General features: G+C 37.4%; 26 protein-coding genes. 8 read left to right on the forward strand and 18 right to left on the reverse strand.

Annotated elements, in window-relative coordinates; genetic code table 11:
* Positions 1–31 precede the first annotated feature (31 nt).
* Complete coding sequence (gene pssA, locus Q5794_RS13720) at positions 32–523, forward strand: CDP-diacylglycerol--serine O-phosphatidyltransferase (protein ID WP_214988313.1); 492 nt, start codon at positions 32–34, stop codon at positions 521–523.
* 32 nt (positions 524–555) lie between these two features.
* Here the strand turns inward: pssA and Q5794_RS13725 are convergent, their stop codons facing one another.
* Complete coding sequence (locus Q5794_RS13725; RefSeq protein ID WP_028408327.1) at positions 556–783, reverse strand: hypothetical protein; 228 nt, start codon at positions 781–783, stop codon at positions 556–558.
* A gap of 223 nt (positions 784–1,006) precedes the next feature.
* On the opposite strand from Q5794_RS13725, the gene Q5794_RS13730 reads away from it, so the two are divergent.
* Complete coding sequence (locus Q5794_RS13730; protein WP_050689717.1) at positions 1,007–1,765, forward strand: TrmB family transcriptional regulator; 759 nt, start codon at positions 1,007–1,009, stop codon at positions 1,763–1,765.
* A gap of 104 nt (positions 1,766–1,869) precedes the next feature.
* Positions 1,870–3,039 carry an MFS transporter gene (locus tag Q5794_RS13735; protein WP_214988243.1) on the forward strand — a complete coding sequence of 390 codons (1,170 nt, stop codon included), beginning with the start codon at positions 1,870–1,872 and terminating at the stop codon, positions 3,037–3,039.
* A 44-nt stretch (positions 3,040–3,083) separates the two neighbouring features.
* Here the strand turns inward: Q5794_RS13735 and Q5794_RS13740 are convergent, their stop codons facing one another.
* The 4 genes from Q5794_RS13740 to Q5794_RS13755 all read right to left on the reverse strand — a co-directional run bounded on the left by Q5794_RS13740 (position 3,084) and on the right by Q5794_RS13755 (position 6,865).
* Positions 3,084–3,554: a DUF523 domain-containing protein gene (locus Q5794_RS13740; RefSeq protein ID WP_057236249.1), complete on the reverse strand. Its 471-nt coding sequence runs from the start codon at positions 3,552–3,554 to the stop codon at positions 3,084–3,086.
* 190 nt (positions 3,555–3,744) lie between these two features.
* Positions 3,745–4,575 (reverse strand): YihY/virulence factor BrkB family protein, encoded by an 831-nt coding sequence (locus Q5794_RS13745; protein ID WP_057236246.1) that lies wholly within the window; start codon positions 4,573–4,575, stop codon positions 3,745–3,747.
* A gap of 282 nt (positions 4,576–4,857) precedes the next feature.
* Positions 4,858–5,220, reverse strand: a complete 363-nt coding sequence (locus Q5794_RS13750; RefSeq protein ID WP_214988246.1) for a YidH family protein — start codon at positions 5,218–5,220, stop codon at positions 4,858–4,860.
* 184 nt (positions 5,221–5,404) lie between these two features.
* The gene (locus Q5794_RS13755) at positions 5,405–6,865 is read right to left on the reverse strand and encodes a sodium:alanine symporter family protein (protein ID WP_214988247.1); all 1,461 of its coding nucleotides are present in this window, start codon (positions 6,863–6,865) and stop codon (positions 5,405–5,407) included.
* Positions 6,866–7,328: 463 nt separating this feature from the next.
* On the opposite strand from Q5794_RS13755, the gene Q5794_RS13760 reads away from it, so the two are divergent.
* Positions 7,329–8,528, forward strand: a complete 1,200-nt coding sequence (locus tag Q5794_RS13760) for a multidrug efflux MFS transporter (RefSeq protein ID WP_214988315.1) — start codon at positions 7,329–7,331, stop codon at positions 8,526–8,528.
* A gap of 33 nt (positions 8,529–8,561) precedes the next feature.
* On the opposite strand, the gene Q5794_RS13765 is transcribed toward Q5794_RS13760, so the two are convergent.
* The 4 genes from Q5794_RS13765 to Q5794_RS13780 all read right to left on the reverse strand — a co-directional run bounded on the left by Q5794_RS13765 (position 8,562) and on the right by Q5794_RS13780 (position 11,417).
* Positions 8,562–8,861, reverse strand: coding sequence for a TIGR04104 family putative zinc finger protein (locus tag Q5794_RS13765; protein WP_028413131.1), 300 nt, complete (start codon positions 8,859–8,861; stop codon positions 8,562–8,564).
* A gap of 152 nt (positions 8,862–9,013) precedes the next feature.
* Positions 9,014–10,186, reverse strand: a complete 1,173-nt coding sequence (locus Q5794_RS13770) for an MFS transporter (RefSeq protein ID WP_214988249.1) — start codon at positions 10,184–10,186, stop codon at positions 9,014–9,016.
* Positions 10,156–10,602 (reverse strand): MerR family transcriptional regulator, encoded by a 447-nt coding sequence (locus Q5794_RS13775; RefSeq protein WP_192993534.1) that lies wholly within the window; start codon positions 10,600–10,602, stop codon positions 10,156–10,158. The genes Q5794_RS13770 and Q5794_RS13775 overlap by 31 nt, the downstream gene beginning before the upstream one ends.
* Positions 10,603–10,754: 152 nt before the next feature.
* Positions 10,755–11,417, reverse strand: coding sequence for a hypothetical protein (locus Q5794_RS13780; protein ID WP_214988251.1), 663 nt, complete (start codon positions 11,415–11,417; stop codon positions 10,755–10,757).
* A 251-nt stretch (positions 11,418–11,668) separates the two neighbouring features.
* Here Q5794_RS13780 and Q5794_RS13785 point away from each other — a divergent pair, with 251 nt between their 5' ends.
* Both Q5794_RS13785 and Q5794_RS13790 read left to right on the forward strand, forming a co-directional pair.
* Positions 11,669–12,256 carry a carbonic anhydrase gene (locus Q5794_RS13785; RefSeq protein WP_214988253.1) on the forward strand — a complete coding sequence of 196 codons (588 nt, stop codon included), beginning with the start codon at positions 11,669–11,671 and terminating at the stop codon, positions 12,254–12,256.
* A gap of 16 nt (positions 12,257–12,272) precedes the next feature.
* Positions 12,273–13,892 (forward strand): SulP family inorganic anion transporter, encoded by a 1,620-nt coding sequence (locus tag Q5794_RS13790; protein WP_116071908.1) that lies wholly within the window; start codon positions 12,273–12,275, stop codon positions 13,890–13,892.
* Between the two features lie 43 nt (positions 13,893–13,935).
* On the opposite strand, the gene Q5794_RS13795 is transcribed toward Q5794_RS13790, so the two are convergent.
* Together Q5794_RS13795 and Q5794_RS13800 are read right to left on the reverse strand one after the other, a co-directional pair.
* Complete coding sequence (locus Q5794_RS13795; RefSeq protein ID WP_028408317.1) at positions 13,936–14,619, reverse strand: response regulator transcription factor; 684 nt, start codon at positions 14,617–14,619, stop codon at positions 13,936–13,938.
* Positions 14,597–16,087: a cell wall metabolism sensor histidine kinase WalK gene (locus Q5794_RS13800; protein WP_192993540.1), complete on the reverse strand. Its 1,491-nt coding sequence runs from the start codon at positions 16,085–16,087 to the stop codon at positions 14,597–14,599. The genes Q5794_RS13795 and Q5794_RS13800 overlap by 23 nt, the downstream gene beginning before the upstream one ends.
* 270 nt (positions 16,088–16,357) lie before the next feature.
* On the opposite strand from Q5794_RS13800, the gene Q5794_RS13805 reads away from it, so the two are divergent.
* Complete coding sequence (locus Q5794_RS13805) at positions 16,358–16,855, forward strand: GNAT family N-acetyltransferase (protein ID WP_374988052.1); 498 nt, start codon at positions 16,358–16,360, stop codon at positions 16,853–16,855.
* A 50-nt stretch (positions 16,856–16,905) separates the two neighbouring features.
* Here the strand turns inward: Q5794_RS13805 and Q5794_RS13810 are convergent, their stop codons facing one another.
* From Q5794_RS13810 to Q5794_RS13820, 3 genes are all read right to left on the reverse strand, one after another.
* Positions 16,906–17,055, reverse strand: a complete 150-nt coding sequence (locus Q5794_RS13810; RefSeq protein ID WP_164795232.1) for a hypothetical protein — start codon at positions 17,053–17,055, stop codon at positions 16,906–16,908.
* A 192-nt stretch (positions 17,056–17,247) separates the two neighbouring features.
* Positions 17,248–17,787 (reverse strand): SMI1/KNR4 family protein, encoded by a 540-nt coding sequence (locus Q5794_RS13815; RefSeq protein WP_374988053.1) that lies wholly within the window; start codon positions 17,785–17,787, stop codon positions 17,248–17,250.
* A gap of 155 nt (positions 17,788–17,942) precedes the next feature.
* Positions 17,943–19,535 (reverse strand): APC family permease, encoded by a 1,593-nt coding sequence (locus Q5794_RS13820; protein ID WP_013057301.1) that lies wholly within the window; start codon positions 19,533–19,535, stop codon positions 17,943–17,945.
* Between the two features lie 666 nt (positions 19,536–20,201).
* On the opposite strand from Q5794_RS13820, the gene spoIIP reads away from it, so the two are divergent.
* Positions 20,202–21,371: a stage II sporulation protein P gene (spoIIP, locus tag Q5794_RS13825; RefSeq protein WP_374988054.1), complete on the forward strand. Its 1,170-nt coding sequence runs from the start codon at positions 20,202–20,204 to the stop codon at positions 21,369–21,371.
* A 26-nt stretch (positions 21,372–21,397) separates the two neighbouring features.
* Here spoIIP and cobO read toward each other — a convergent pair whose 3' ends face one another.
* From cobO to Q5794_RS13845, 4 genes are read right to left on the reverse strand one after another with little or no spacing between them, the layout of a single operon-like run.
* Positions 21,398–21,937: a cob(I)yrinic acid a,c-diamide adenosyltransferase gene (gene cobO, locus Q5794_RS13830; protein WP_057236207.1), complete on the reverse strand. Its 540-nt coding sequence runs from the start codon at positions 21,935–21,937 to the stop codon at positions 21,398–21,400.
* A gap of 31 nt (positions 21,938–21,968) precedes the next feature.
* On the reverse strand, positions 21,969–22,538 hold the full coding sequence (locus Q5794_RS13835) for a nitroreductase (protein ID WP_214988260.1): 570 nt from the start codon (positions 22,536–22,538) through the stop codon (positions 21,969–21,971).
* Positions 22,539–22,558: 20 nt separating this feature from the next.
* Entirely contained in the window at positions 22,559–23,329 is a 771-nt protein-coding gene (cobA, locus tag Q5794_RS13840) for a uroporphyrinogen-III C-methyltransferase (protein WP_328245003.1), read from the reverse strand.
* Positions 23,326–24,708 carry a cobyrinate a,c-diamide synthase gene (locus tag Q5794_RS13845; protein ID WP_214988262.1) on the reverse strand — a complete coding sequence of 461 codons (1,383 nt, stop codon included), beginning with the start codon at positions 24,706–24,708 and terminating at the stop codon, positions 23,326–23,328. Before Q5794_RS13845 ends, cobA begins: the two co-directional genes overlap by 4 nt.
* Positions 24,709–24,719: the final 11 nt, after the last annotated feature.

A 24,719-nucleotide genomic window follows, 5' to 3' on the forward strand; every position in this document is an offset into this window, starting at 1 on the left:
CGTACACACTGTGAAAGGCGGGTGTATGACATTGATTCTTCGACTGTTAAAATGGGTTCCGAATCTCTTTACGATTGGAAATTTGCTAAGCGGCGTATTTTCCATAGCTTTTAATATGAATAGCTACGAACGCTTAGCTGCTCTTTTTATTTTTCTAGCCGCTTTTTTCGATTTATTTGACGGCAAAATTGCAAGAAAGCTGAAAGTTAACAGTGAGTTTGGTGTAGAGCTAGATTCTTTGGCTGATATTATAAGCTTTGGCGTAGCGCCTGCAATACTATTTCATACTCTTTCTCCCCACTCTTGGCTAACGGTACTCGCTTTTATGATTTATCCAAGCATGGGTGCATTAAGATTAGCTAAATTTAGTGCAAATCCAACCAAAGGTTATTTTATAGGGCTTCCTATTCCTTTTCCAGCTCTAATTATCGCACTGCTTGGCATGTTTTATTACGTAAACCCTTACCTTATGATTATTTTAGCTATTTTGATGGTTAGCCCTATTCGAGTAATGAAAATTTAGATGCAATAAAAGACAGACAAAATGCCTGTCTTTTATAGTGCTGTCCATTCTTCACACAGCATCTTATGCTTGAATTTCAGCTCATGTTCTCTTTTTTCAAGCTGAGCTTGTAAAGAAAGCCACTCCTTATTATCAGGTGCTGAGCATAATTTTTCTTCAAGGGACAGTAAGGAATCCAGTACGTCTTCAAGCTGAGCAGCCACTTCTCTTTGCTGTTTTATGTTCATTTTTTTCAACAGTAGTTTTTCATTTTTCTTCATTTTTTTCACCTCTTTCTTTTCTTTACCCAATGTTGAGTGTTTTAGTATAGAAAGTACATGGTTAAAAATATTTTTCCTGTAATAAAGATCCTTTAATAGCTTATCTTATTTTTAATGATTATTTAGAACATAGTTTAATAAGATTATTATATCTGATACAATTAGTAATACTTTTACGAACCGTGATATACTTAAAAAAAGAAAGGATGATGAATAGAAAATTATGCTGCAAAAATTTGGTTTTTCTCAGTATGAAAGTCAAGTATATGAAGCGCTGCTTGCGAATGATGGCCCGCTGGATGCTAGTTCGATTGTTACGTATTCGCATGTTCCAAAAGCAAAAATTTATGAAGTGCTTAATCGTTTAATTGATAAAGGTATTGTAGTAAATACATTGTCCGGGAAAAAGAAACTTTACTCAGCGGTAGCCCTTCAAACCGTCATTCAAAAACTTACTGCTGATTTTGAAAATGATATTAATGAATTAAAAACATATAAAATTAAAAAAACGTTTACAGATGATCATGTTTGGAGTTTAAAAGATAAATCCTCTATTTCTGCTCACATTGAACAATTGATTCATGAAGCGGAATCTTCTATTATTTTATCCGCTTGGAATGATGAGTTAGCACATTACCGCTCATTGCTAGAAGAAAAAGAGAAACAAGGCGTAAACGTCGAGGTCTTAACCATAGGAAACTTGCAGACTGCCCTCAAACATTTACATACATTAAATCCAATAGATGATCATAAAAACCTTGAGCCGTCGCAGTTGATTATTGTTGACGACGCTTACCTTTTATTTGCCGGCATTGAACATGAGACATGGAAAGCAATTAAGACAATGTCGCAGCCGCTTGTAAAAGTTTTTGCTGATTTCTTTTATCATGACGTCGCACTTACCCATATTACAAAGAAATATCAAGAGCAGCTTCTTCAAGATTCTGAGATCATGGAGCTGCTTACTCGACTGCGATATTAAAAAGGTTACTAATTCATTAGTAACCTTTTTAATATTACCTATTGAAATCCCTTCTAAAAAAGGTTACTATTCTAGTTGTAACTTTTCAAAGAGGGGGTTTTTTGATGAATAAAAAAGTTTACATACTTGCGATTGCTTCCTTTGTTGTTGGAACGGTCGAATTAATTCTAGGAGGCATCTTAGACTTAATTGCCGATGCATTTCATGTATCATTAGCAAAAGCAGGTTATTTAATCTCTATTTATTCGTTTGTTTATGCCTTGTCTGCGCCGATTTTACTAAATGTGACGGCTAAGATAGAGCGTAAAAAAGTTTATATGTGGACATTATTTATTTTCTTATTGAGCAATGTATTTTCAGCCTACAGTTCGGGCTATTATATGCTACTAATTGGACGTATTCTTGCTGCTGCGAGCGGTTCTTTTATCATTGTATTATCTACCACAATGGCTTCTAGAATGGTAAAACCTGAATACCAAGGCAGAGCAATTGGCATCGTATTTATGGGAATCAGCGGCTCACTTGTTTTAGGTATTCCTCTTGGTATTTTGATTGGAAATGCGCTTGGCTGGCGTCAAGTATTTGTTATGATTGCAATTTTGACTGCCATTATTATGATTACCGTTTGGTTTACAATGGAGCGTCTAGCTCCTGCTCCAATTGTACCGTTAAAAACTCAGGTAAAAGCTTTACGCAATAAAAAAATGCTCGCTATTCACCTAGCAACATTGTTTGTACTTGCGGGTCATTTAACGCTTTATGCGTACTTCACACCATTTTTACAAGAAACGCTAGGATTAAATACAACGATGGTGACCATTATTTATGGTATTTTCGGTCTTGCTGCCGTGGCAGGAGGAGGACTTGGAGGAGCTGTTTCTGATAGATGGAACCCTTCTTCGTCTGTTATCACCATGATTGCTCTCTTTTTTGTTAGCATGATTGCTATGCCTTTTGGCGTTCATTTACCATTTGTTGTGTTCTTGCTTCTTATGATCATTTGGAGTGCGCTCAGCTGGGCGGTCTCACCGGCTCAAAGCAATTTAATTATTCATAGTGCACGCGAAACGTCGGACATTTTAATCAGCACTAATGCAGCGATTTCACACGTAGGAATTGCGATCGGCTCCTATGTTGGAGGAATTGTCGTTAATCAATACTCTGTTATTTATAACGGCTGGATCGGGTCTATTTTTGTTTTGCTTGGTCTTTTCTGCTCTCTTTATGCGGTAACACGAACAGAAAGCACAGCAGATACGCTTCACAGTAAATAAAATTTTATAAAAAAGCGTACACACATGGTGTACGCTTTTTTTGATTATGATTGGTCTCCATGCATTTCAGCTGCAAATTGAGCTTCGGACATAACGATAAAACCATGCTTTCTTAGCAACGCAGTCGTTACCCCTTCACCGGCTATTTTAACATTTGAAAATGCTCCGTTATATATATGTTCACTTCCGCATGAAGGGCTGTTTTCTTTTAGTACAATAACAGTAGCTTTTATTTCTTTTGCGATGCTCAGTGCCTTATAGGCCCCGTCTATGTATATATCTGTCACGTCTTTTCCCGATCGTTCAATAACTCGCGCATTTCCGTTTATTACGTCTATTCCCGTTCCTTTTATAATTTCTGCCGGTTCTCTAGGCGTGTGAAATCCACCTAACAGTTCCGGACACATCATCACCGCTTCTTTATTTTCAACCAGCGCTTCAATTTCCTTAACTAAGGCACTGCTTCCATTATATCTGCACCCTTGACCTGCTAAGCAGGAACTAACCAAAATCACAGAATTCTCCCTCCCATAAAAAAACACTTCTCATTAATCATACAAAAAACATATGATGAATGGAAGTGTTTACCTTTTATATTTTATTCAAGATCACGCTTTGACTCCTGCTCTTTGTCTTGATCTGTTTTCGCTTCAAATTCAGACTTTCTAACTGTAAAACTGAATATAAAAAAACGACTAGGTTTCCCTAGTCATTTTCCGCGTCTCTATACGTTGTGTTGTGAGCTTTGATGAACTTATTACCGTTTATTAAACCGCCAATTAATAAAATAGCGGCCGTTAAATAAAACCAGACCATTAAAATAATAATACTTCCAAGCTGACCATAGATTTGCGAGTAGCTTCCAAACTGGACATAGTATCCAAATCCGGTAGATACAACTTGCCATCCTAGCGTGGAGAAAACAGCTCCTGGAAATACATCTTTCCACGTTACTCTTGCGCTTGGCATCAGTTTGTAAAAAAGAATAAAAAAGCCTAATAAAAATAATGTCCCAATTCCCCATCTAATTGTCGTCCAGCTTTGAAACCATATGTCAGGAACATGGACTTTTGTTAGTACCAAATGTCGAATGACCTCTTCAGTAATTGGTACAAATAATGAAATAGCTACCACAACCATAAAACCAAAAGTTAAAATTAAATCATTGATTAAACCGCGTAAAAACGTTTGTTTTCTTTGAATATGATACGCATCATTTAACGAGCGAACCAAAGATTGTATAGCCATAGATGCGAGCCAAAAAGTCGCCAATAAACTAAAAGATAAAACTTTTTTCCCGCTATTGTTAACTGTTTCAATTGACCTTTCAATTACGTCATAGGCGCTTTTAGGCGTAAATGGTTCAATAAATATCAGCAAATTGTTTGTATCAATTGGAAAGAAACTCAGCAGAGAAAAAAGAAAGATAATAAACGGTACAAAAGATAACAAAAAATAGTAGGCTGTTTGAGCAGCCTGATCAAAGAAACGCTCCGTAAAAAAACGAGCGGCAACGGTCTTAGATGTTTGAATCATAACAGCGTTCTCCTTTACTTTCGCTTCACCCTGCAGTGAAATTCATATTCAATTTTTATGTTCAACATGTATTGGATAAGTTTCAGCTTATAAAGCTTTCCTTTTCCATTATCCGCGGTTAACAAAGAATTTAACCTGTAAAATTATACAGTCGGTTCATAAAGAAGATATTATTATAATTACATCTGCCATTACTACCATATCAATAGATCTTCTTTTTCTTTCATAAAACCGTAAATTCTCTGGGACTGCTTTCCTTTTTTTCTTATATCTTAAACTTTTTTACGCTATGTTAAAAAAGTAAAACATAAGAGCGCCGATCAGCATCAGCATAATCATTAAAACAAAAATAACCAAAGCGTAAGATGATTGATACGTTTGGCTGTTAATTTTTTTGCGGGTTGAAAAATAATGATAGGTTGAGAAGAGAAGCAAACCTGCACTTGCAGCTAAAGAAAAGATAATAACAGCAATAATAATAGTATCGGCTGCTTCACTTAATTTTTTTCCGGAATTGAAATGTAGGCCGCCTGCAACAAAGCCAATGCCGAGTGTGGCAATAGACGTTCGAATCCACGCTAAATACGTTCGTTCATTTGCTAAATGCTGCTGAATATAAATGGATTCATTTTCTTTTTTAGTCATTTACATACCACCGTCCTTTTATATGTCTTCTATTATAAATAAATGCTCAAACGAAAATAAATTGAGGACGCTTCACGCCACATTATACCCGAAAAGAACGAATCATTACCATCTTCAAGCGGTCAAAAGAGCTTCTTCATAAATCAAAAAAGCCAACGGGATAACCCCAGCTGGCTTTTTTGATTTATGAAACATTTTCCTTATCTTGATCATGCTGATATTCCTCGTCCCAATAATCAGCGTTTTGAATTCCTAATTTCCTTGGAGAAAAGATAGGGTCTATCCCTAGTTTTCTCTGCTGGCGATAATCTTTTAAAGTTATTAAAGCAGGTTTAGCTAAAATCAAAATTGCAATTAAATTGAGCCAAACCATTATTCCAACTCCGATGTCTGCTAATGCCCATGCAGTTTCAGCCGTTCGGATAGATCCGTATAAAGTAGTGGCTAAAAGAGCTGCCTTAAGGAACATGGATACTATTTTATTTTGTTTGCCTTTCATTACGTAAGCTAAGTTCGTTTCCGCAATATAATACTGTGACATAATCGTAGTAAAGGCGAAAAACACGAGAGAAACAGCTACAAACCCTGATCCGAATCCAGGAAGCACCGTCTCAACTGCTTGCTGCGTATATTGAGGCCCGGCTTCAACTCCTTTTAAATGATCCACAATGAACGAACCATCTGGCGCTTGGGTGCTGTAAGAACCTGTAATTAAAATCATAAAGGCTGTAGCAGAGCATACAAGCAGCGTATCAATATAAACTGAAAAAGCTTGTACCAGACCTTGCTTGGCAGGATGTGAGACTTCCGCTGCTCCCGCGGGGTGAGCTCCGGTACCTTGACCCGCTTCATTTGAATATACACCTCGCTTGACTCCCCACGCTATAGCCATGCCAATAATTCCGCCGAAGGTAGAATCAAGTGCAAACGCACTTTTAAAGATTAAAGCAAGGACTCCTGGTAAAGCTTGAATGTTCAATCCGATCATCACTAACGAAACAAGAACATATCCAATGGCCATAAACGGAACAACATATTGTGCCACGGCAGCAATACGCTTAACGCCTCCAAAAATAATTAATCCTAAAATAACAACAAGTACAATTCCGAACGTTAAAAGCGGAATTGAAAATGCATTATTTAACCCTGCTGTAATTGAATTTGCTTGCACTCCTGGTCCAAGTACACTCATAGCTAGCAGTGCGGCAAAAGCGAAAATCAGTGCATACCACTTCTTTCCCATGCCTTTTTCAATATAATAAGCAGGCCCACCTCGGTATTCTCCTTTATCTTTTACTTTATAAATTTGAGCAAGTGTCGATTCAATAAATGCACTAGCTGAACCTATAAAAGCAATAAACCACATCCAAAAAACTGCTCCTGGACCACCGAATGCAATTGCTGTTGCAACTCCCGCAATATTTCCAACTCCTACGCGCCCTGATAAAGCAAGTGTTAACGCTTGGAAAGACGAAACGCCCGATTCAGAACTTTTTCCATTAAACAATAAAGTAACCATATCTTTCAAATATCGAACTTGTACAAATCTAGTGAGAATAGTAAATAAAAGTCCCACTCCTATACATAGATAAAGCATCGACGTACTCCAAATCATTTCACTTATTGTACTAATCATCTGTTCCAATATGAATTCCCCCTTAAAACACTTTGCACATTATGAATAATGAGAACATAGTTTTAATATAGAGTTAAAAACAGAAAATTCACTCTTTTTGTCAGGTTGTTTTACACATTATTTGATAAACAGACAACATTTGCGGATATAACGTATATTTTGGACAGATTATCTGACGCATTTTTCAGTGATGCGTAAGTTCTTTACATAATCCCCACTGTCAAAGCATAAGGTAATAAGTGAACCAAGGGTCACTTTATGTTCTAAGCCGGGCGTACACACAGCACATCTTTCTGTTTTCATTTCACGTTAATAGTTCACTAAGTGAATCATTTTATTTTTAAATATTTCTGATATATGGTATAATTTAAACTGATAAAAAGATGCTGCATATATGCTAAAAGAGCAGGCCGTATGGTTTCGCTCTTTTGTTGTTTTCACGCCATGCGGCACAACGAAAGAAGGAAATAGAATGGAATTATGGAAACGAAACTTGTACATTTGCTGGTTCGGTTCTTTTTGCACCACAGCCGGGATGAGTTTAGTTATTCCGTTTTTACCGCTTTATATTGAAAAGCTGGGAGTTCACGATACAAGCTCCATCAGCAGATGGGCTGGTATTGCATTTGGATCTACCTTTTTAATGGCGGCTATTGTTTCTCCTTTATGGGGGAGTTTGGCCGATAAATATGGGCGAAAGCTTATGCTCCTTCGCGCAAGCTTGGGCATGGCAATTGTTATGACTTCTATTGGTTTTGTGCAAAATGTCTATCAGCTTGTCGGACTGCGCTTTTTAATGGGTGCCGTTTCCGGCTTCATCTCTGCAGCCATTACGTTAGTAGCGACTCAAACACCTAAAGAGCACAGCGGTAAAGCATTAGGTACGTTGTCTACAGGGGCTGTATCAGGATCTTTATTAGGACCGCTAGTAGGCGGCTATTTAGGAGATACAATCGGGCTACGCCACGTCTTTTTCGTGACGGGTGCATTTATGTTTTTGTCTTTTTTAATTGTAAATTTAATTCAAGAAGACAAAAAAGAGACGGCGAAAACGACGAAAGAATCTAATATTGGGTTACTGTCTCTTAAGAATTCAAAGGCCGTGATTGGTGTATTTGTTACAACTTTTTTACTGCAGCTTGCGGTTATGGCTATTCAGCCAATCGTTACACTGTATGTAAAACAACTGTCTACTCATACCGATCACCTTGCCCTTATTTCAGGCTTTGTCGTGGCGGCAACAGGAATTTCAAATATTTTAGCTGCATCAAAACTTGGCAAAGTCAGCGATCGCGTGGGTCCTCAAAATGTGCTTCAAATATGCTTGCTTATCGTAGCGGTTATTTGCGGCTTGCAGGCCTTTGTGCATAGTACTTGGCAGCTATTCTTACTTCGTTTTTTACTAGGTTTTGCAATGGGAGGATTATTACCTTCTATTAATTCTTATTTGAAGAAAATTGTGCCGGACTCTATTACAGGTAAAATGTTTGGCTATAATCAAACAGCGCAATACTTTGGGAATTTAGCCGGTCCAGTCATTGGCGGACAAATTGCCGGGGCTAAAGGAATTCCTTACGTATTCTTAACAACCAGTGTTCTTCTACTATTGAATGCTGGGTGGGTGTATTATCAGCGCCATCAAGGACAACAGCTAGACGGTAAAGCCGCATAAAAAAACCTTCCGTTTTAACGGAAGGTTTTTTTATTACCACAAGGGTTCTTCTTCGCTGCTTACTTCATAAGAAAGTGGCATCATAATAACCGCTGCTATGAAGAAAATAAGCTCCGCGACAACAATGGATGGAAAGGAAAAGTCAAATAGTGAGAGAATAAGCCAAATAATAAGGGGTGCAAATGAGTAGATTGATAATCGCTTTTGGGATTTTGCAGAGATATACTGTTGTTTGTCACAGTGTGGGCATTCTAAAACGTTTCTAAATGTTAACAGTTGTTTAAAGGTTGTCCTCCAGTTCCATTTATGATTACAATTTTGACAGGTGGCCATGGGCATCACGCTCCTAAAAAGATTTATGTACATATAAAGTATACGTACAAGTTGGTATACAGTTTCATTTTTATGATTAAAAACGTTTTTACTATTATAACATAAAACAAAATAAAAGGCTTTTTCCAGGAAAAAGCCTTTTATTTCAACGTTTATTTAGATACAGCTTCATTCGTTTGAGAAGTTGTTTTTACTTTTATAACCATGATAACAAAAGCTAGCAATCCAAGAATAGCTGCTACGAGAAAAGGAGTTTGAGGCGCTACGGCATTGCCGATAACTCCTGATAATAAAGGAGCAAAAGCTGCACCTAACCATCTTAAGAAATTATATCCTCCAGATGTAATTCCTCGTTCATAAGGAGATACTTCCATTACATGACTCGTAAATAATGCATTATTAAGTCCTGATACAAGACCCGCTGCCATGATTAAAACAATGCGCAACCATGTTGCATCAAAGGCAAATAAACAAATTAAAATAAGTGAAAAAACAATTAAGCTAACATGTAACACTTGTTTTGGCTGATATCTTTTTTCTAACTGATGTGCTAAAACCGCTGAGCCATAAGCTAAACATAATCCCCATCCAAAGAAAACAAAGCCAATTTGAAGAGCTCCGATCGATAGAATAAGCGGCGTATAAGCTAACACTGTAAAAAATCCGTAGTAATAAAGCATGCCTGATACAGCGCCTTGAGTAAATGGTTTTAATTTATAAAGTTTAACCATGTCTTTAAAACCCGCTGCTTTACGAGGCTTAGTGCTTGTAGGCTGTTTAACAATCGTTAATACTAAAATAAAGGCGATAAAAATTAAAGCACTTGTACCGAAAAACGGCAATCTCCAAGAAGCATTTCCTAACACGCCTCCTACAAGCGGTCCTCCGGCCATTCCCAAACCAATTGCAGCTTCATATAATCCTACTGCTTTTTTTACTTCACCTGATAATGCAATAAGCAGCGTCATAGCTGTTGCAAAGAAAAACGAATTACCAAGTCCCCATCCTGCTCGGAAGATGGAAAGCTGAGGAATATTGTTAGAAAACCCGCATAGGGCTGCAAAAATCGTCACAATGATAAGTCCTGTTACCATCAAACGCTTGTCTCCTACACGTGATGCTAAGATGCCTGCTGGAATCATCATAATAGCCATCATTAACAAATAAGAAGTAAATAACATTTCTACTTGCCAATGAGAAGCTCCAATTTGCTTAGCAATCTCCGGTAAAATCGGATCTACTACCCCAATTCCCATAAATGCTAAAAAAGTAGCTACTACCGTAATAATTTGACCTAATCGGTTATTTGAATGCTGTCCTTCCACTCTTTCATCTCTCCTTTTGTTTTTGTTTTTTCATGTATTTCCATAGCAGATTCTCGCATTTCTTTTAATTCTGTTTTAAATGCCTGCATTTTAACCACTTTAAATTCAATCATCTTGATTTGATTTTCCAGTAAATTTTCTATTTTAGTTATCTCTTTCGCTGATAATCCTTGCTGCTCACTTCTTTCTTCAATCATTCTTTTGAGCGACATAAACTGCTGCAGCTCCTGTAAAGAAAAACCAAGAACTTCCTTTGCTTCTGCTACTTTTCTTAGTTCTTTTACCTCTTCTTCGGAATAAATCCGTGCATTTCCTTTTGTGCGCTGCGGGGGCAAAATGAGTCGAATCTCTTCATAATACCGAAGAGCACGCTTGGTCAAACCGGTCATTTTCGTCACGTCATCGATTAGATACATGTTTTCCCCTTCACCTCCCTTTAACATTAACGTTAACGTTAACCATCTATCACTATTATAGATTAACGTTAACGTTAATGTCAATAAAATCAAGACATTTTATGTAAATTTTAAAAAATGTGCACAAAAAAACCTATTGATAAATCAATAGGTTACATCAATATGTCATATAGCTGCTGTGCTGTTTCTCCTGTTACTTTGCCGTATACCCCTCTTCTTTTAGAAGTAAGTTCCGCACTCTCAGCGGTGAATCGTACATTGTATACGACTCCTTCATAAGTAAGCTGCACATCTGGATCAAGAGCGACGCTGTAATCAGCTTTTTTCCATTGAATTTGTTTCATAATTGATTCTACAGTTAAAGCATCTTCTGAACTTAACGTTTTATCTCCTGCTTTTATAGGCTTGCCCTCCCTTTTTTTATTAAGTTTTAGTTCAGAATGAGAAGATGAAAATTCAAGTTGGTTTTTATCATGCGCTATGAAATCTTGGGGTAGTTCTACATAGCGGACAACTTCTCCTTCGTGTACAAACACAAGCATTTGATTAGCAGCAGATATTTTTTTCATCACCTCTTCACTGATCGGTGCGTTTACAAGTTTTTCTACGTCGGCTTTCTTGCTTTTGTTTGTTAATAAATATCCTTTTTCCCATTTAAAATCACTTAACTTCGATACATCCACTGAGCTTACACCTTTTTTTTCAAATGATTGCTGAATATTCTCCCCCATTTCTTTGTCGTTGGTGACTTGGGCATTAGAACTGCACCCTAATAAACAACAGAAAATAATGCCTATTGCTATAAGAGCCTTCACTTTTGCCTTCCTCCTCTCTACCATTCTTTTAGACAATTCCAGCTTTGTACCATTTTAACATATAATTCCTATTCTTTTTCGCAAAAACAAAGAAAGAATACGCTTACATAATTTCACGCATATAAATTTGATTTATTTATAAGTTTTTTCTGAATATTTTAAGAAAATTTTAATATTTTATTTAGTTCGTTTTTAAACTTTATCTTTAGACTAAAAAATAAGTTAAAAATAAATAATGCAGGAGGAAAACAATGACTTGTCTACCTGAAGCTTTAAAGTTTAATGAAAAATTTGTAACAAATAATCAATTTGAGGCTTTTCAAACATCCAAATTTCCTAACAAAAAAATAGTAATCTTAACTTGTATGGATACACGTTTGTTAGAATTACTTCCTAAAGCCATGGGGCTAAAGAATGGAGATGCAAAAATAGTTAAAAATGCCGGAGCTGTTATCTCCCATCCCTTTGGCAGCGTCATGAGAAGTATATTAGTTGCCGTCTACGCTTTGCAAGCTGATGAGGTATGTGTCATCGGTCATCATGAATGTGGAATGACAGGCATGAAAGCTGAAGCTATTTTAGCCTCTGCTGAACAAAGAGGGATCAGCACGGAGCAGATTCGTAATCTAAAATATGCTGGTATTGATTTAGAATCATGGCTAACTGGGTTTGAATGTGTAGAAGATAGTGTCGAAAACAGTGTGGATATGATTCGAAATCACCCTTTATTACCAAAAGACGTGCTTGTTTCTGGAATGGTTATTCATCCCTCAACGGGAAAACTTGATGTCGTTGTAAACGGCTATTCCCAAGATCGAGCTGAAACCGTAAGCTCATGAAGGAGGATTTTATCGAATGCTAAAAGATAACCGATTTCAAGGCTATTCAGCAGGGCATTTACAAAAAGACATTATCGCCGGTTTGGTTGTTGGGGTCGTTGCTATTCCTTTAGCAATGGCCTTTGCCATCGCTTCTGGTGTAAGACCTGAATACGGGATTTATACAACCATTATCGCAGGGATTATGGTTTCAATATTAGGCGGATCGAAATTTCAAATTGCAGGTCCAACAGGTGCATTTGTTCCGGTGCTGCTTGGAGTTGTCATGCAATATGGTTATGAGAACCTCATTATTGCCGGCTTTATGGCTGGAATTATGATTACGCTTCTCGGAATATTTAAGCTAGGGAAATTTATAAAGTTTATTCCGCGCCCTGTGACGATTGGATTTACAGCAGGAATTGCGATTATTATTTTCTCAGGTCAGATCGCTAATTTTTTAGGATTAAAAGGAATTGCAAAACATGAGGAATTTCATTTAAATATGATTGAAATCCTACGAAAAATTGCAACAATTAACATTTACAGCGTCATCATAGCCGCTATTTGTTTAGCTATCGTGATTACCACGCCAAAGTTTTTACCTAAAATTCCCGGTGCCCTTCTAGGTCTTCTTGTCTCCACACTTGTAGCCATTACACTGTTCCCAGGAAAAGTTGCAACGATTGGCTCTACTTACGGTGCCATTCCGAGCAAACTACCATCTTTCAGCTTCCCAGATTTAACATGGGATAACATCGTGATGCTATTTCCGGCTGCCTGCGTAATTGCGATGCTTGGAGGTATTGAATCTTTACTATCGGCTGTTGTTGCTGATAATATGGCCAAAACCAAGCATAATAGCAATAAAGAGCTTGTGGGCCAAGGAATTGCTAATATCGCTACCTCGCTATTTGGCGGAATTCCAGCAACTGGTGCCATTGCCAGAACAGCTACCAATATCAAAAACGGCGCAGCTTCTCCGTTATCAGGAGTCATACACGGGCTAGTTGTTTTATTGGTCCTTGTGATGCTGGCTCCTTATGCATCAAACATTCCGCTGGCAAGTATGGCACCTATTCTAATGTTTGTGGCTTGGAATATGAGTGAGCGTAAAGAATTTGCGCATATTTTAAAAACCAAGTCAGCTGATTCATTTGTACTTGTAGCTACGTTTTTATTAACAGTTTCAATCGATTTAACAACAGGTGTAGGCGTGGGTCTACTTTTAGCTATTGTCATGTTCGTGAAACGAATGAGCGGATCACTGAAGATTTCAAAGGTTTTAGCGGAAACATCTGAAAACGCTCACAAATCTGAGTTGATGGAATATACCATGCAAGGATCTCTTTTCTTTGGATCGGCTGAAGTATTAGAAGATTCCTTTGATAACATCGCTGAAGCGAAACCGAAAGTTTTATTGCTTCGAATGAGCCAAGTATCCTTTATTGATACATCTGGAGAAGCTTTACTATCGAAGGTGGTCGAACGTTTGAAAGATTCGCATAGCCAAGTCGTTATTTCCGGGTTACAGCACCAGCCGAAAGAAATGTTAAAGTCAACCGGTCTATATGATAAAATCGGTGAAAAAAATATATTTTCTTCCGAACCTCCCGTGAGTAAGATTAAGGCTCGTCATAGAATCGTTACTACGTAATAAAAAAAGAGATCCGAACGATTAATCGTTCGGATCTCTTTTTTTAAATATTAAACCGGTACCCTGCTCCCCAAACCGTTTCTAGGTACTGAGGATCTGCTGGGTTTTCTTCTAACTTTTCTCTTAGTTTTCGAATGTGAACTGTTACGGTTGAAATGTCTCCTGAAGAATCAAATCCCCAAATTTTTTCAAATAGATGTTCTTTACTTAATACTTGATTTGGATGAGAAACGATAAACTTCAGCAAATCGAATTCCTTCGCTGTAAAAAACACTTCTTTGTCATTCACAAATACTCTTCTAGCGAGCGTGTCAATCGCTAAGCCATGAATACGAATCATACGCTTTTCCTGCTTATCAGAGAGTCTTTCATATCTCGCTAAATGCGCTTTGACTCTTGCGACCAGCTCCCCAGGGCTGAATGGCTTGGTAATATAGTCATCTGCACCTAGCCCGAGCCCTCTAATTTTATCGATTTCTTCTTTTTTAGCTGAAACTAAAATGATTGGAATATCTTTTGCAGCTCGAATTTGCTTGCACACTTCAAATCCACTCACTTTAGGGAGCATAATATCCAAAATAACCAGATCAAAATGTTCATTTAACGCTTTTTCTAATCCCTTATCACCGCTATATTGAACGTCTATTTCAAAATCATTAATTTCTAAATAATCTCTTTGCAATTCAGCAATACTTACTTCATCTTCAACTAACAATATCTTCTTCATGTGTATCACCATTTTCATTCATTTTTTGCAAAGAAAAGAAAATACTTGTTCCTTCGCCAAGTTTACTTAGTGCCCAGATGTCTCCCCCGTGGCGTTCAACGATTTGTTTTGCAATGGCTAGTCCAAGTCCACTTCCTCCAGTATTGCTGTTGCGGGACTGTTCTGCTCGATAAAACCGGTCAAAAATATGCGCTAATGCTTCCGGTGAAATCCCTGCGCCGTTATCTTTCACTTCAATAATGAGTTCACTTTCGGTAGCAGAAAGAACGATATCGATTCTTCTTCTTTCTTTATCCATAAATTTAATACTGTTGGTTGTTAAATTTATTAAAACTCTTCGCAGCTGCTCAGCATCTGCCTTTGCATACAGTGTCGTTAGAGAATCATTAGAAAATAAAACATCAATATCATGTTCGCTCATTTCAAACTGAAGCTCTTGCACATAACTTTCCATAAATGCAGAAATATTAAGTTTTTTAAACACAAATGGAATTTCGTGCAAATCCAATTTAGAAAATAAAAACAGCTCATCGATTAACGCATTCATGTCTTTTGCTTTCGTTGAAATCGTTAACAAATATTTAGAAAGCTTATCTGGCGTATTGGCTACTCCATCTTGAATTCCTTCTACATATCCTACAATGGAAGTAATTGGAGTTCGTAAATCATGTGAAATACTTGAAAGCAGCTGTTTTCGGTTATCTTCATACTGAATTTGCAGTTCAACAGAAGATTTTAGTTTTTGCCTCATTTCTTCAAAAGCTTGCGTTAATTCGCCTATTTCATCCTTTGAATTAGCAGAGATCTCAAAGTGAAGATCACCTTGTTTTATTTTTTCAGCCGCTTCTTTTAATTCACGAATGGGTTTAATAATGCTTCTTGAAACAAGATAGTTTAAAAATCCAATAATCACAATTACTAAAATTAATAGTAGAAAGATTAAAAAAGGGAAAATTCGATTAATAATGCCTACATAAGGGCTGATTTTTCGCAAAACGTAAATGCTTCCCTTTTCTTGATTCGAGAAAGGAAAATCAAGGTTGATATATGTAAAGTACTGCTTGCCTATGCGCAGCATGTCCTGCTGATACGAATGATTTCCTTTACTTTTTTGATGCTTTGGCAAGTATTTACGAAGGTTTTCTCCTTTAATGGATTCTGAAGCATATACAACCTCTGTGTTTTTTTGAATCACAATATCAATATTTTCAAATTCATATTTTTTAACCGTCTCCGGCCGCAGCAGCTGTTCTGGTTTTTTTTCACTCAATAACTTTAAATCTAAGAATGCATTTTCTTCTTCTGGCGTTAACAATTTATACTCATAGGAGTGACTGTACAGTTTTCTTACAAAATCGGCGTCTCCAGTAATGGAGAAGAAAATGAGAAAGCCCGATAAAAAAAGCAAAATAATAAAGACAAACACAATACTGATATACGTTAAAATAAAACGCAGCTGAATTGACATTACTTACCCTATGCCCCTTTGGCTTTAACAAAACTATTTGATAGACTAGTAAAGGTGAATAACAAATAGATCGTTAGACATTATACATATAGCAAAAATTAAAACAACAAAACAAATGTATATTCTCACTTTACCGTGATAGAGTGGGAATGAACACCACCTTTTTTACCATTTTATGAATTACTGGAAAATTATGATCTATTTTTTATAATATTCTTAGGCTGAAAGGTATACTATATGCCTTAATATTTTAAAAAAGGAGATTTTTTAATGAAAATTATTAAAGCTACTTCCTCTCACATCCCTTCTGTTGCCCGTCTGTACGTTGACAGCTGGCGCATTACATACAAAGGGTTAGTACCTGATGCTTATTTAAAAAGCTTGTCTTATAAACAAAGTGCAGAAAAATGGTCCTTTTTTCTTACCGAGCCTTCTCATTTTATTTTGCTCGCTATCGATGAACGAGGAGAGATTGTCGGCTTTTCAGCAGGTAAGCCTCATTTGTCCTGTGCTGAAATATACGCGCTATACGTTTGCAAGGAAGTACAAAACCAAGGAATTGGTCATCTTCTATTTTCTCATTCAGTAAAAGAATTTGCTGATCAGCAGTATACGTCTATGATTATTTGGGCTATGAAGAAAAATAAGAAAGCCGTTCAGTTTTATAAAAAATCAGGCGGCAAAAAAATCTTGAATCGCACAAGTCAGTTTGGAGAAACTAAAGTTGAAGACGAAGCATACGGTTGGGAACGTCTTCCTTCTATATAAATAAACGAGCACACTAGTGTGCTCGTTTATTTATATAGAAACACTTGCTGCTATCTGAAAATCAGCGCATTTACTTGTGCTAAAGCCGTATTCGGTTCATTTAATCCTTTTAACATGGTCATAAGCGTTTCATTTAAAATAGCTATAAATGCGCCTATCACTAGTGATGAAATGATAGGACCTCGCTTTGTTAGACTCACCCCCATTCTCCCTTTTCATTTTATTTAAATTCATCTTACTATTACCTATACTTATCCACAATTCAGATATTAGACAAGTGCTTTATAAGCATATACATAACCTTTTAGAATGAACACGCTGTTCTAGCTTATGATGACTACATAAAAGCAGAGCGATTAGCACGCTCTGCTTTTACATTGGAGAAGATAACGTTATTGAGCCGTTGTCTTTTTATCCGTTGAATGAACTTTATTACAAAGCTCATTCCAGTGCCAAAAACAATTCCCTTGACTCATTATAAAACAATCCAGCCATTTCTGAAAATTCATATGTAATACATGTGCATCTTGAAACGATGCGTTCCGCTTTTTTACTATTATATATGCAGAGTGCGCTGATTTTTTAGAGTCAATGATAATCTCTTCTTCTCCAACAGACCCAATTGTCATATAGAGACTCTGACTTTTATAAGCTGTTTCTCTTACATCTTCTAAGCTATAAAGATTCCCTGTTATTTTTTTGTCAGCATCAATGAACAAATTACACCCATTTGTTAGCTGCAAAAACTGCTTGTAGTCTTCAGGAAGTGATACATGCATTTCTTCTTCAAAAACATTCAGTTGGTTCTTGCTTACTCCATCAAAAAAAGTACAAGTGGTTCTGTATACTTCTCCTTCATTTTTACACACTTCTATAACATTATTGTTTTCCCACAGCCGCTTTCGAAGTGAATTTATTATTTTTTCAATCATACTCTTCCTCCAAGCGTTGGATTTAAAACGGTTACATTACATTAATTAAACAATAATGTGCTAATTCCTTCTTTCCTACTAAATTATACGACAAACTTTGGAAATTCATGTTCAAATAACATAGAAAAAAGCAGCGAATATCGCTGCTTTACAGGTTATACGGGTGCTTTTTCTTCCTGTTCAGGATGGTGATCGTAATCAATAAGCGCTTTTGGAAGGCCCGTATATTTAGCCCAATAATAAATCCCAAGAGATACGACCGCTATGATAATTAAGTCTACAGGCGTATCGATCAAACCCTTTCCTCCGCCGAACGAACCAATATAAGAAATAAAGAGCATGATGATATAATAAGCAACTAACCACCAAGTTGATTTAATCTGCTGACGAAGACTTACTTCGTTTTTAGGCACATATTTAGCAAAAATCAAATATATAACAAACATAACCAGTTGAGAAGTTAACAGCCATGAAATAGTCTTCCATCCTGACCAGTAGACAATAAAGGAAGCAAAAATAAAGGATAATGGACCAATTATACTCATTCCTCTTAATTTAAAAGGCTTTTCCAAATCTTTTGCGTTCACCATAAAGGCCGCTGATGAAATTGGTGCAATCGCGTAAGAAAGAATAAGCGCAACAGAGCATACGTTTACGAGTGCATTCCATGAAGGAAATGGCAGTGTCCAAAAAATCGAAAGTCCTAATGAAAGCCATAGAGATGATCGAGGAATCCCTGTTTTTTTATCCACATGAGCAAATGTTTTAAATAGCGTACCGTTACGAGACCAAGCATAGATAAGTCTAGATGTTGTATTCATAAAAATATTACCGTTACCACCCGGTGATAAAATAGCGTCTAAAATAACAAGTGTTGCTAGCCAGCCAAGGCCAAGAACAACAGCGATGTCTTTAAATGGCAGTGAGAATTTATCTTGAATGCCGGACCAACCGCCTTTAATCATGTCAGATGGAATAGCTCCGATAAATAATACTTGTAGAGCAGTATAAATGAGAGCTGCTAGAATGATACAAATCACAAGAGCAATTGGAATATTACGCTGAGGATTTTTCACCTCTCCAGCTACCGATACAATTGGATGAAGGCCTAAGTAGGCAAACATAACCCCGCCTGTGGCAATGGCGGCCTGGATACCATCAAACCCCCCGGGAGCAAACTCTCCCATCGTAAAGTTTCCTGACTTAAAATAAAATGCCAGCGTTACGATTACTGTAAGCGGTACAAAATATTTAAAAATAGAAATAATAATATTCGATTTCGCAAATGCTTTTACACTCCAGTAATTGAGTAAAAAGAATAAGCAAAGCAACACAAATTGTAGAATCCATCCAGATATCGTCGGTGAATCAGATCCAGATTTTGTTAAACCCGGAAACCAGTAGGCCACATACTGTCTCACTGCTGTTACTTCGATAGCGATTAAGCTAGTGTAAGCTACAATAGTAATAAATGAAATCATATAGCCTACAAGATGACCGTGTGAATAAACAGGATATCGAATAATTCCTCCTGTACGAGGCAAGGCAGCCCCTAGCTCAGCGTATACAAGGCCTATTAATAAAATAATAACTCCACCAATAACCCAAGAAAAACTTCCTGCAGGCCCGGCTTGTGTAGCGACATTACTAACGGCAAACAGCCAAGCGGAGCCAAAAATAGCCCCTAATCCAATCAACGTTAAATCTAATAGGGATATCGTCTTTTTAAACGGGCCTTTATTTTCCATAAGTTTCCTCCTTTGGATGAATCATCACTTTTGTTGTTTTTTTTGACAACATTCATATATATTCGATAATATGTGTCAAAATTTTTATTACTATACCCATTCAAAATTACTTTGAACCCCTTTTCTTGATTTCTATAGATTAATTAACAGAAAATTTTAAAAAATAACTCTTATATTTAAGACACACTAAAACTTTTTCTTCTCTTCTTTAATAGGTAAAATACTCAATAAATGAAAGGAGTTAGATAAATGACTTTACCAGAAAATTTGCCTGTTGATTTTACAGCTTACAACCACTTAACATTCCTTCCGCTCGGACGCAAAAATAAATCGATAAAATACCCGCATTTGGATTATTAAATTCCGTAAAGCGCAAGCGCATTGTTACGTATTTACAAGAATTACAAAACTATCAGCTGCTTAAAAAAGAGAAAAAAGGATTCACCCTTACTCCAAAAGGCGAAGCCATTCGACGTCTATTTGAAGAAGAATCACGGAGAATATGAGATTATATCTCCCGTGATTCTTCTTTTTTGATTTTGAAAACTACTTTCTCTATTAAATGCTTATCATAATTAGAAATCTCCATTCATATAATTATTACTAGATTAGCAAAGTCCTTCATACCTATTAGCCTGATGCTGACATAGAGAGGAGATTTCGCCATTGAAATCTAGTAATCGCGCCAATTTTGTAGTGTTAACATATAAGATGGTTTTTGTTATTTTATCCATTGTTTTAATGACATCATCTATCATTGTTCTAGTGAGTTACTCAGCATTTAAAGAACAGTTCAATTCTTCTATTGTCTATCAAACGTTATCGAAGCATAAAGCGGAGAGCCTTTATTATTTGATGAGCCAAGAAAACCACCACTTTTCAACGGCTTTTGATAAAAACTACTCGCCTCCAGGTCTTTCTTCTACACTGCTAGAGTTATCAACAAGTATTCGAGCAGAAGACGCGAGAAGCTTGTTTGGTTCAGAACTTCCTGGATTCAGTATTTACGACTCCAATATTATCATCGCCGGTGAAGGCACCAATTTCACAAACTTCCCTAGAGAATCTGCACCGCCGTTAGATGAAACGCTAAAAGAAAGAAATTCTACTACAAAAGTTCAGCAACCTAAAGAAAACAATGGTACGAATGCTCCAAATAATAATACAACTGGCGGAAAAAAGGTATTTTATATTTATCATACGCACAGCTGGGAATCTTACTTGCCTCTGTTAGGACTTGAAGGTGATCCAGATGCTAATAAAGCAGTAGATAGCAAAACAAATATTAATATAGTCGCAAATATGCTAGGAAAAGATTTAGAGGCTCAGGGAATTGGAGCAGAAGTAGATCAAACCAATATTGGACAGAAGTTAAAAGAAAAAGGATGGAATACTAATCAAGCCTACGCCATGTCTCGCACAGTAATTGAAACGGCGATGACTGAGAATAGAGATTTAACTTACTTTATCGATTTGCATCGAGATTCACTTCGAAAAGATAATACAACCATTAAGATTAACAATAAATCGTATGCAAAAGTTGTGTTTGTTTTAGGGAAAGCGAATCAAAACTTTGAACAAAACTTAAAAATGGCAAAAGCGCTTCATGAAGGTCTTGAAAAGAAATATCCTGGGTTAAGCCGCGGAGTTATTGGCAAAAACAAATCCAGCGGTAACGGTGTATATAATCAGGATGTTTCTAAAAATGCGATTTTAATTGAAGTGGGCGGAGTTGATAATAACTTTGATGAACTAACCAACACAACAAAAGCATTGTCTGATGTCATTAGCCAATTTTACTGGCAAGCTGAAAAAGTAGATGCCCCTGCTCAATAAAAAAAGCCCTCTTCACTGAGGGCTTTTTAAAATTCAATTCCTTTTACGGCAGGAATTCCTTCATCATAATAATGTTTATGAGGCTTCATTTCCGTCACAAGATCTGCTGCATCCATCACTTCTTTTTTGGCAGAACGCCCGGTAATGACCAAATGCATATGCTCAGGGCGCTTTTGAATAAGGTCAATTACTTCGTGTAGCGGTAGCACATCATCAATAGGAAATTTCTCGATAGCTAGTGCATTATTTAACTCATCTAAAATAACTACATCATATTCGTTCGAGAAGACTTTTTCCTTCGTTAGCGCCCAAGCTTTTTGCAAAGCTTCACGATGTTCAGGCGGTGTTTTTGTCCACGTAAAGCCGACTCCTGTTTGAACCATTTCAATTCCTATTCTGTCAAACATCAGCTTTTCGCCATATGTACGCTGAGGAGATTTAATAAATTGAATCATTAATACTTTTTGTCCGCGTCCCGTAGCGCGCAAAGCAAGACCTAAAGCAGCGGTTGTTTTCCCTTTTCCGTCTCCGGTATAAATTAACGTAAGACCCCGTTTGTCTTTCAATCTAAAAACCTCTTTTTCTTCGAATTTCAGTTTACAGCCATGTTGTTTTTTCTGTAAACGATGTTCTAGCAGGCTCTTTCATTTTTGTAAGAGACTCTTCATTTGGATAGCCTAGAAATACGTTTCCTACTACGACTTTACCTGAAGGCTTGCCGATAAACTCATACAGCCTCTCGTCTCGAACAAGACCAACGCCTCTTGTTCTCCACACGAATCCAAGACCTAGTTCTTTAGCTGCTAGCCACATGGAATGAATCGCACATGAAACCGCATATTTGTTGTCTTCCGTGGCTTCGTCGTCTCCTTCAACTGTATCAGCTGTTACAACGATATGTACAGGCGTATTTTTCACTGCTTTTAACGAACTTTCTACTAAATGAGGCTTTGTAGGAAAGCGCTCCTTTAAATAAGCTTCAGCCAGTTCTTCATACTTCTTTTTTGCTTCTCCTTGAATCACATAAAAGCTCCAAGGCTCTCTCATTCGGTCATTTGGAGCCCACGTCGCTGCTTCAAGCAGCTGTTCGATTTTCTCTTGTTCGACTTCACGCGGTTCATGATCTCGTACCGCTCTTCGTTCTTTTAGCTGTGAAATAATCGTCATATTGTCTCCTCCTTTTAACGTTAAAGCAGAATATTTTCCGCTCTTTCTTCGAACCATTTTATTTTTTCTCTAATTGTCACAACTTCACCTACAAGCACGATGGCAGGATGAGCAATTTCTGCTTTTTTTGCTATTTCTTCGATTGTGTCAAGCGTTCCCGTTACGGTGCGCTGATACTTCGTCGTTCCCCATTGAACAAGCGCTACTGGCGTATGTTTATCTCGTCCATGGTCCATCAATTGCTTGCATATATGAGGTAAATTTCCAACGCCCATATAAAACGCAATTGTATCTATTCCTTGAGCAAGCGCTGACCAGTTTAAATAATCTTTTCCTTTTTCTTCTCTTCCATGACCCGTTACAATCGCAAAAGAAGTGGCATGATCTCTATGGGTAACAGGAATTCCTGCATAAGCTGGAGCTGCAATTCCTGACGTGATACCAGGCACTACTTCGTAAGGAATTCCTTGAGTAGCAAGCACTTCAGCTTCCTCTGCTCCGCGGCCAAACACAAAAGGATCGCCTCCTTTTAAGCGCGTCACTACTTTTCCTTGAAGTGCTTTTTCAACAAGCAGTTCGTGAATACGATCTTGGATGACTCCGTGCTTGCCCGGTAATTTTCCGCAAAAAATAAGCTCCGCGTCTTTTTTAGCATAGTTTAACAACTGTTCATTAGCTAAGCGGTCATATAAAATGACATCCGCTTCTTGAATACACTCCATTCCATATACGGTTATTAGCTTCGGATCTCCTGGTCCGGCTCCTACTAAATATACTTTTCCAACTGTCACACGGCATCTCTTCTTTCTTTTTTTACCGCTTTACACTGTTCCACCCAGTTTTCTACCATCTTCGTAGAAGAGCCGAAATGAAAGTGCGTATAGCCGGCAATTAAATTATTGTTCATATAGCCTTCTTCTTTCATTCCTCGCATCCCTTTTGTATCATAGGCAGGCGAAAACTCTTTCTCTGAATGAAAGGTTGAATAATGAAATTCATGGCCTTTAGCTTGTATATCGCCTTTAAATAAAAAATTCGCCGGCTTTCCCGTCACTTCTCGGTATCCTAAAGCAGCTAATTTTGTCTGCATTCTTACTTGTCCGGGAATAAGCCCCACCATTTCATGGCATGTATCATCTGTTGTGACAATACCATCTGTTAAAAACATAAAGCCTCCGCACTCAGCAAGTGTAGGAATTCCTTTTTGGATGGCTGCTCGAACAGAGTTTTTAACGTCGATTTGCTGAGCCAGCGTTTCAGCAAATTCTTCTGGAAATCCGCCTCCTATATAAAGACCGTCAGCATCTTGTGGAACCGTTTCTCCTTTTAAAGGCGAAAATTCTACAAGCTCTGCTCCGCAAGCTTTTAACAATTCGAAATTTTCTTCATAATAAAAGTTAAAAGCGGCATCTCTCGCCACAGCAATTTTCACTTGAGGTACGGACGGCTTTGTAAAGATAGGATCATTAATTTCTATTTTAGGAGCTAAAGCCAGTTCATATACTTTTTCGATATCAATTGTATCATGAACAAGCTTTCCTAACTGTTCAAAAAACGGTGTTAATTCTCCTCGTTCAATCGATGGAATGAGCCCGAGGTGACGTTCAGGAATCGTAAGATCATCGTTTCTTTTCAAGTAGCCTACTACAGGGATGTGACATTCCTGCTCAATCGCTGCCTTAACAAGTTTATAATGCCCTTCACTTCCAACTCGGTTAGCGATCACACCGACGATGTTTGCTTCGGGTAAAAATTGCTGAAACCCTTTTACAATCGCCGCTGCACTTCTAGCCATACTAGCACAATTGACAACTAAAAGAACAGGGCTATTGGTGATTAAGCTGATTTCTGCTGTTGTTCCTTCGTTCGTTAACGGATTTTTCCCATCGAAAAATCCCATAACTCCTTCCATGATGGAAATATCAGCATCTTCACTAGCACGAGCGACAATTTCCCTAACCATATCGTGTTCAAGCATCCAGCTGTCTATATTTCGAGACGTTCGTTCTGTAACAGCCGTATGATACGTTGGATCAATATAATCGGGTCCGCATTTAAACCCTTGAACTCTGTAACCGGCTTGTCTTAACGCTGCCATCAGCCCGATTGTAAGTGTTGTTTTCCCTACGCCACTTCCGGTACCGGCAATGACGAGTCTTCTGTTTGACATGTTGTTCTCTC

It is taken from the genome of Priestia megaterium (assembly GCF_041941685.1).
GTDB lineage: Bacteria > Bacillota > Bacilli > Bacillales > Bacillaceae_H > Priestia > Priestia megaterium_C.

Bases quoted from the DNA above. Each gene is read 5' to 3' on its own strand.
- Q5794_RS13725 (WP_028408327.1), bottom strand. From the start codon at position 783: ATGAAGAAAAATGAAAAACTACTGTTGAAAAAAATGAACATAAAACAG.
- Q5794_RS13730 (WP_050689717.1), top strand. From the start codon at position 1,007: ATGCTGCAAAAATTTGGTTTTTCTCAGTATGAAAGTCAAGTATATGAA.
- Q5794_RS13735 (WP_214988243.1), top strand. From the start codon at position 1,870: ATGAATAAAAAAGTTTACATACTTGCGATTGCTTCCTTTGTTGTTGGA.
- Q5794_RS13745 (WP_057236246.1), bottom strand. From the start codon at position 4,575: ATGATTCAAACATCTAAGACCGTTGCCGCTCGTTTTTTTACGGAGCGT.
- Q5794_RS13750 (WP_214988246.1), bottom strand. From the start codon at position 5,220: ATGACTAAAAAAGAAAATGAATCCATTTATATTCAGCAGCATTTAGCA.
- Q5794_RS13760 (WP_214988315.1), top strand. From the start codon at position 7,329: ATGGAATTATGGAAACGAAACTTGTACATTTGCTGGTTCGGTTCTTTT.
- Q5794_RS13765 (WP_028413131.1), bottom strand. From the start codon at position 8,861: ATGGCCACCTGTCAAAATTGTAATCATAAATGGAACTGGAGGACAACC.
- Q5794_RS13775 (WP_192993534.1), bottom strand. From the start codon at position 10,602: ATGTATCTAATCGATGACGTGACGAAAATGACCGGTTTGACCAAGCGT.
- Q5794_RS13785 (WP_214988253.1), top strand. From the start codon at position 11,669: ATGACTTGTCTACCTGAAGCTTTAAAGTTTAATGAAAAATTTGTAACA.
- Q5794_RS13790 (WP_116071908.1), top strand. From the start codon at position 12,273: ATGCTAAAAGATAACCGATTTCAAGGCTATTCAGCAGGGCATTTACAA.
- Q5794_RS13795 (WP_028408317.1), bottom strand. From the start codon at position 14,619: ATGAAGAAGATATTGTTAGTTGAAGATGAAGTAAGTATTGCTGAATTG.
- Q5794_RS13800 (WP_192993540.1), bottom strand. From the start codon at position 16,087: ATGTCAATTCAGCTGCGTTTTATTTTAACGTATATCAGTATTGTGTTT.
- Q5794_RS13805 (WP_374988052.1), top strand. From the start codon at position 16,358: ATGAAAATTATTAAAGCTACTTCCTCTCACATCCCTTCTGTTGCCCGT.
- Q5794_RS13815 (WP_374988053.1), bottom strand. From the start codon at position 17,787: ATGATTGAAAAAATAATAAATTCACTTCGAAAGCGGCTGTGGGAAAAC.
- Q5794_RS13820 (WP_013057301.1), bottom strand. From the start codon at position 19,535: ATGGAAAATAAAGGCCCGTTTAAAAAGACGATATCCCTATTAGATTTA.
- Q5794_RS13835 (WP_214988260.1), bottom strand. From the start codon at position 22,538: ATGACGATTATTTCACAGCTAAAAGAACGAAGAGCGGTACGAGATCAT.
- Q5794_RS13845 (WP_214988262.1), bottom strand. From the start codon at position 24,708: ATGTCAAACAGAAGACTCGTCATTGCCGGTACCGGAAGTGGCGTAGGG.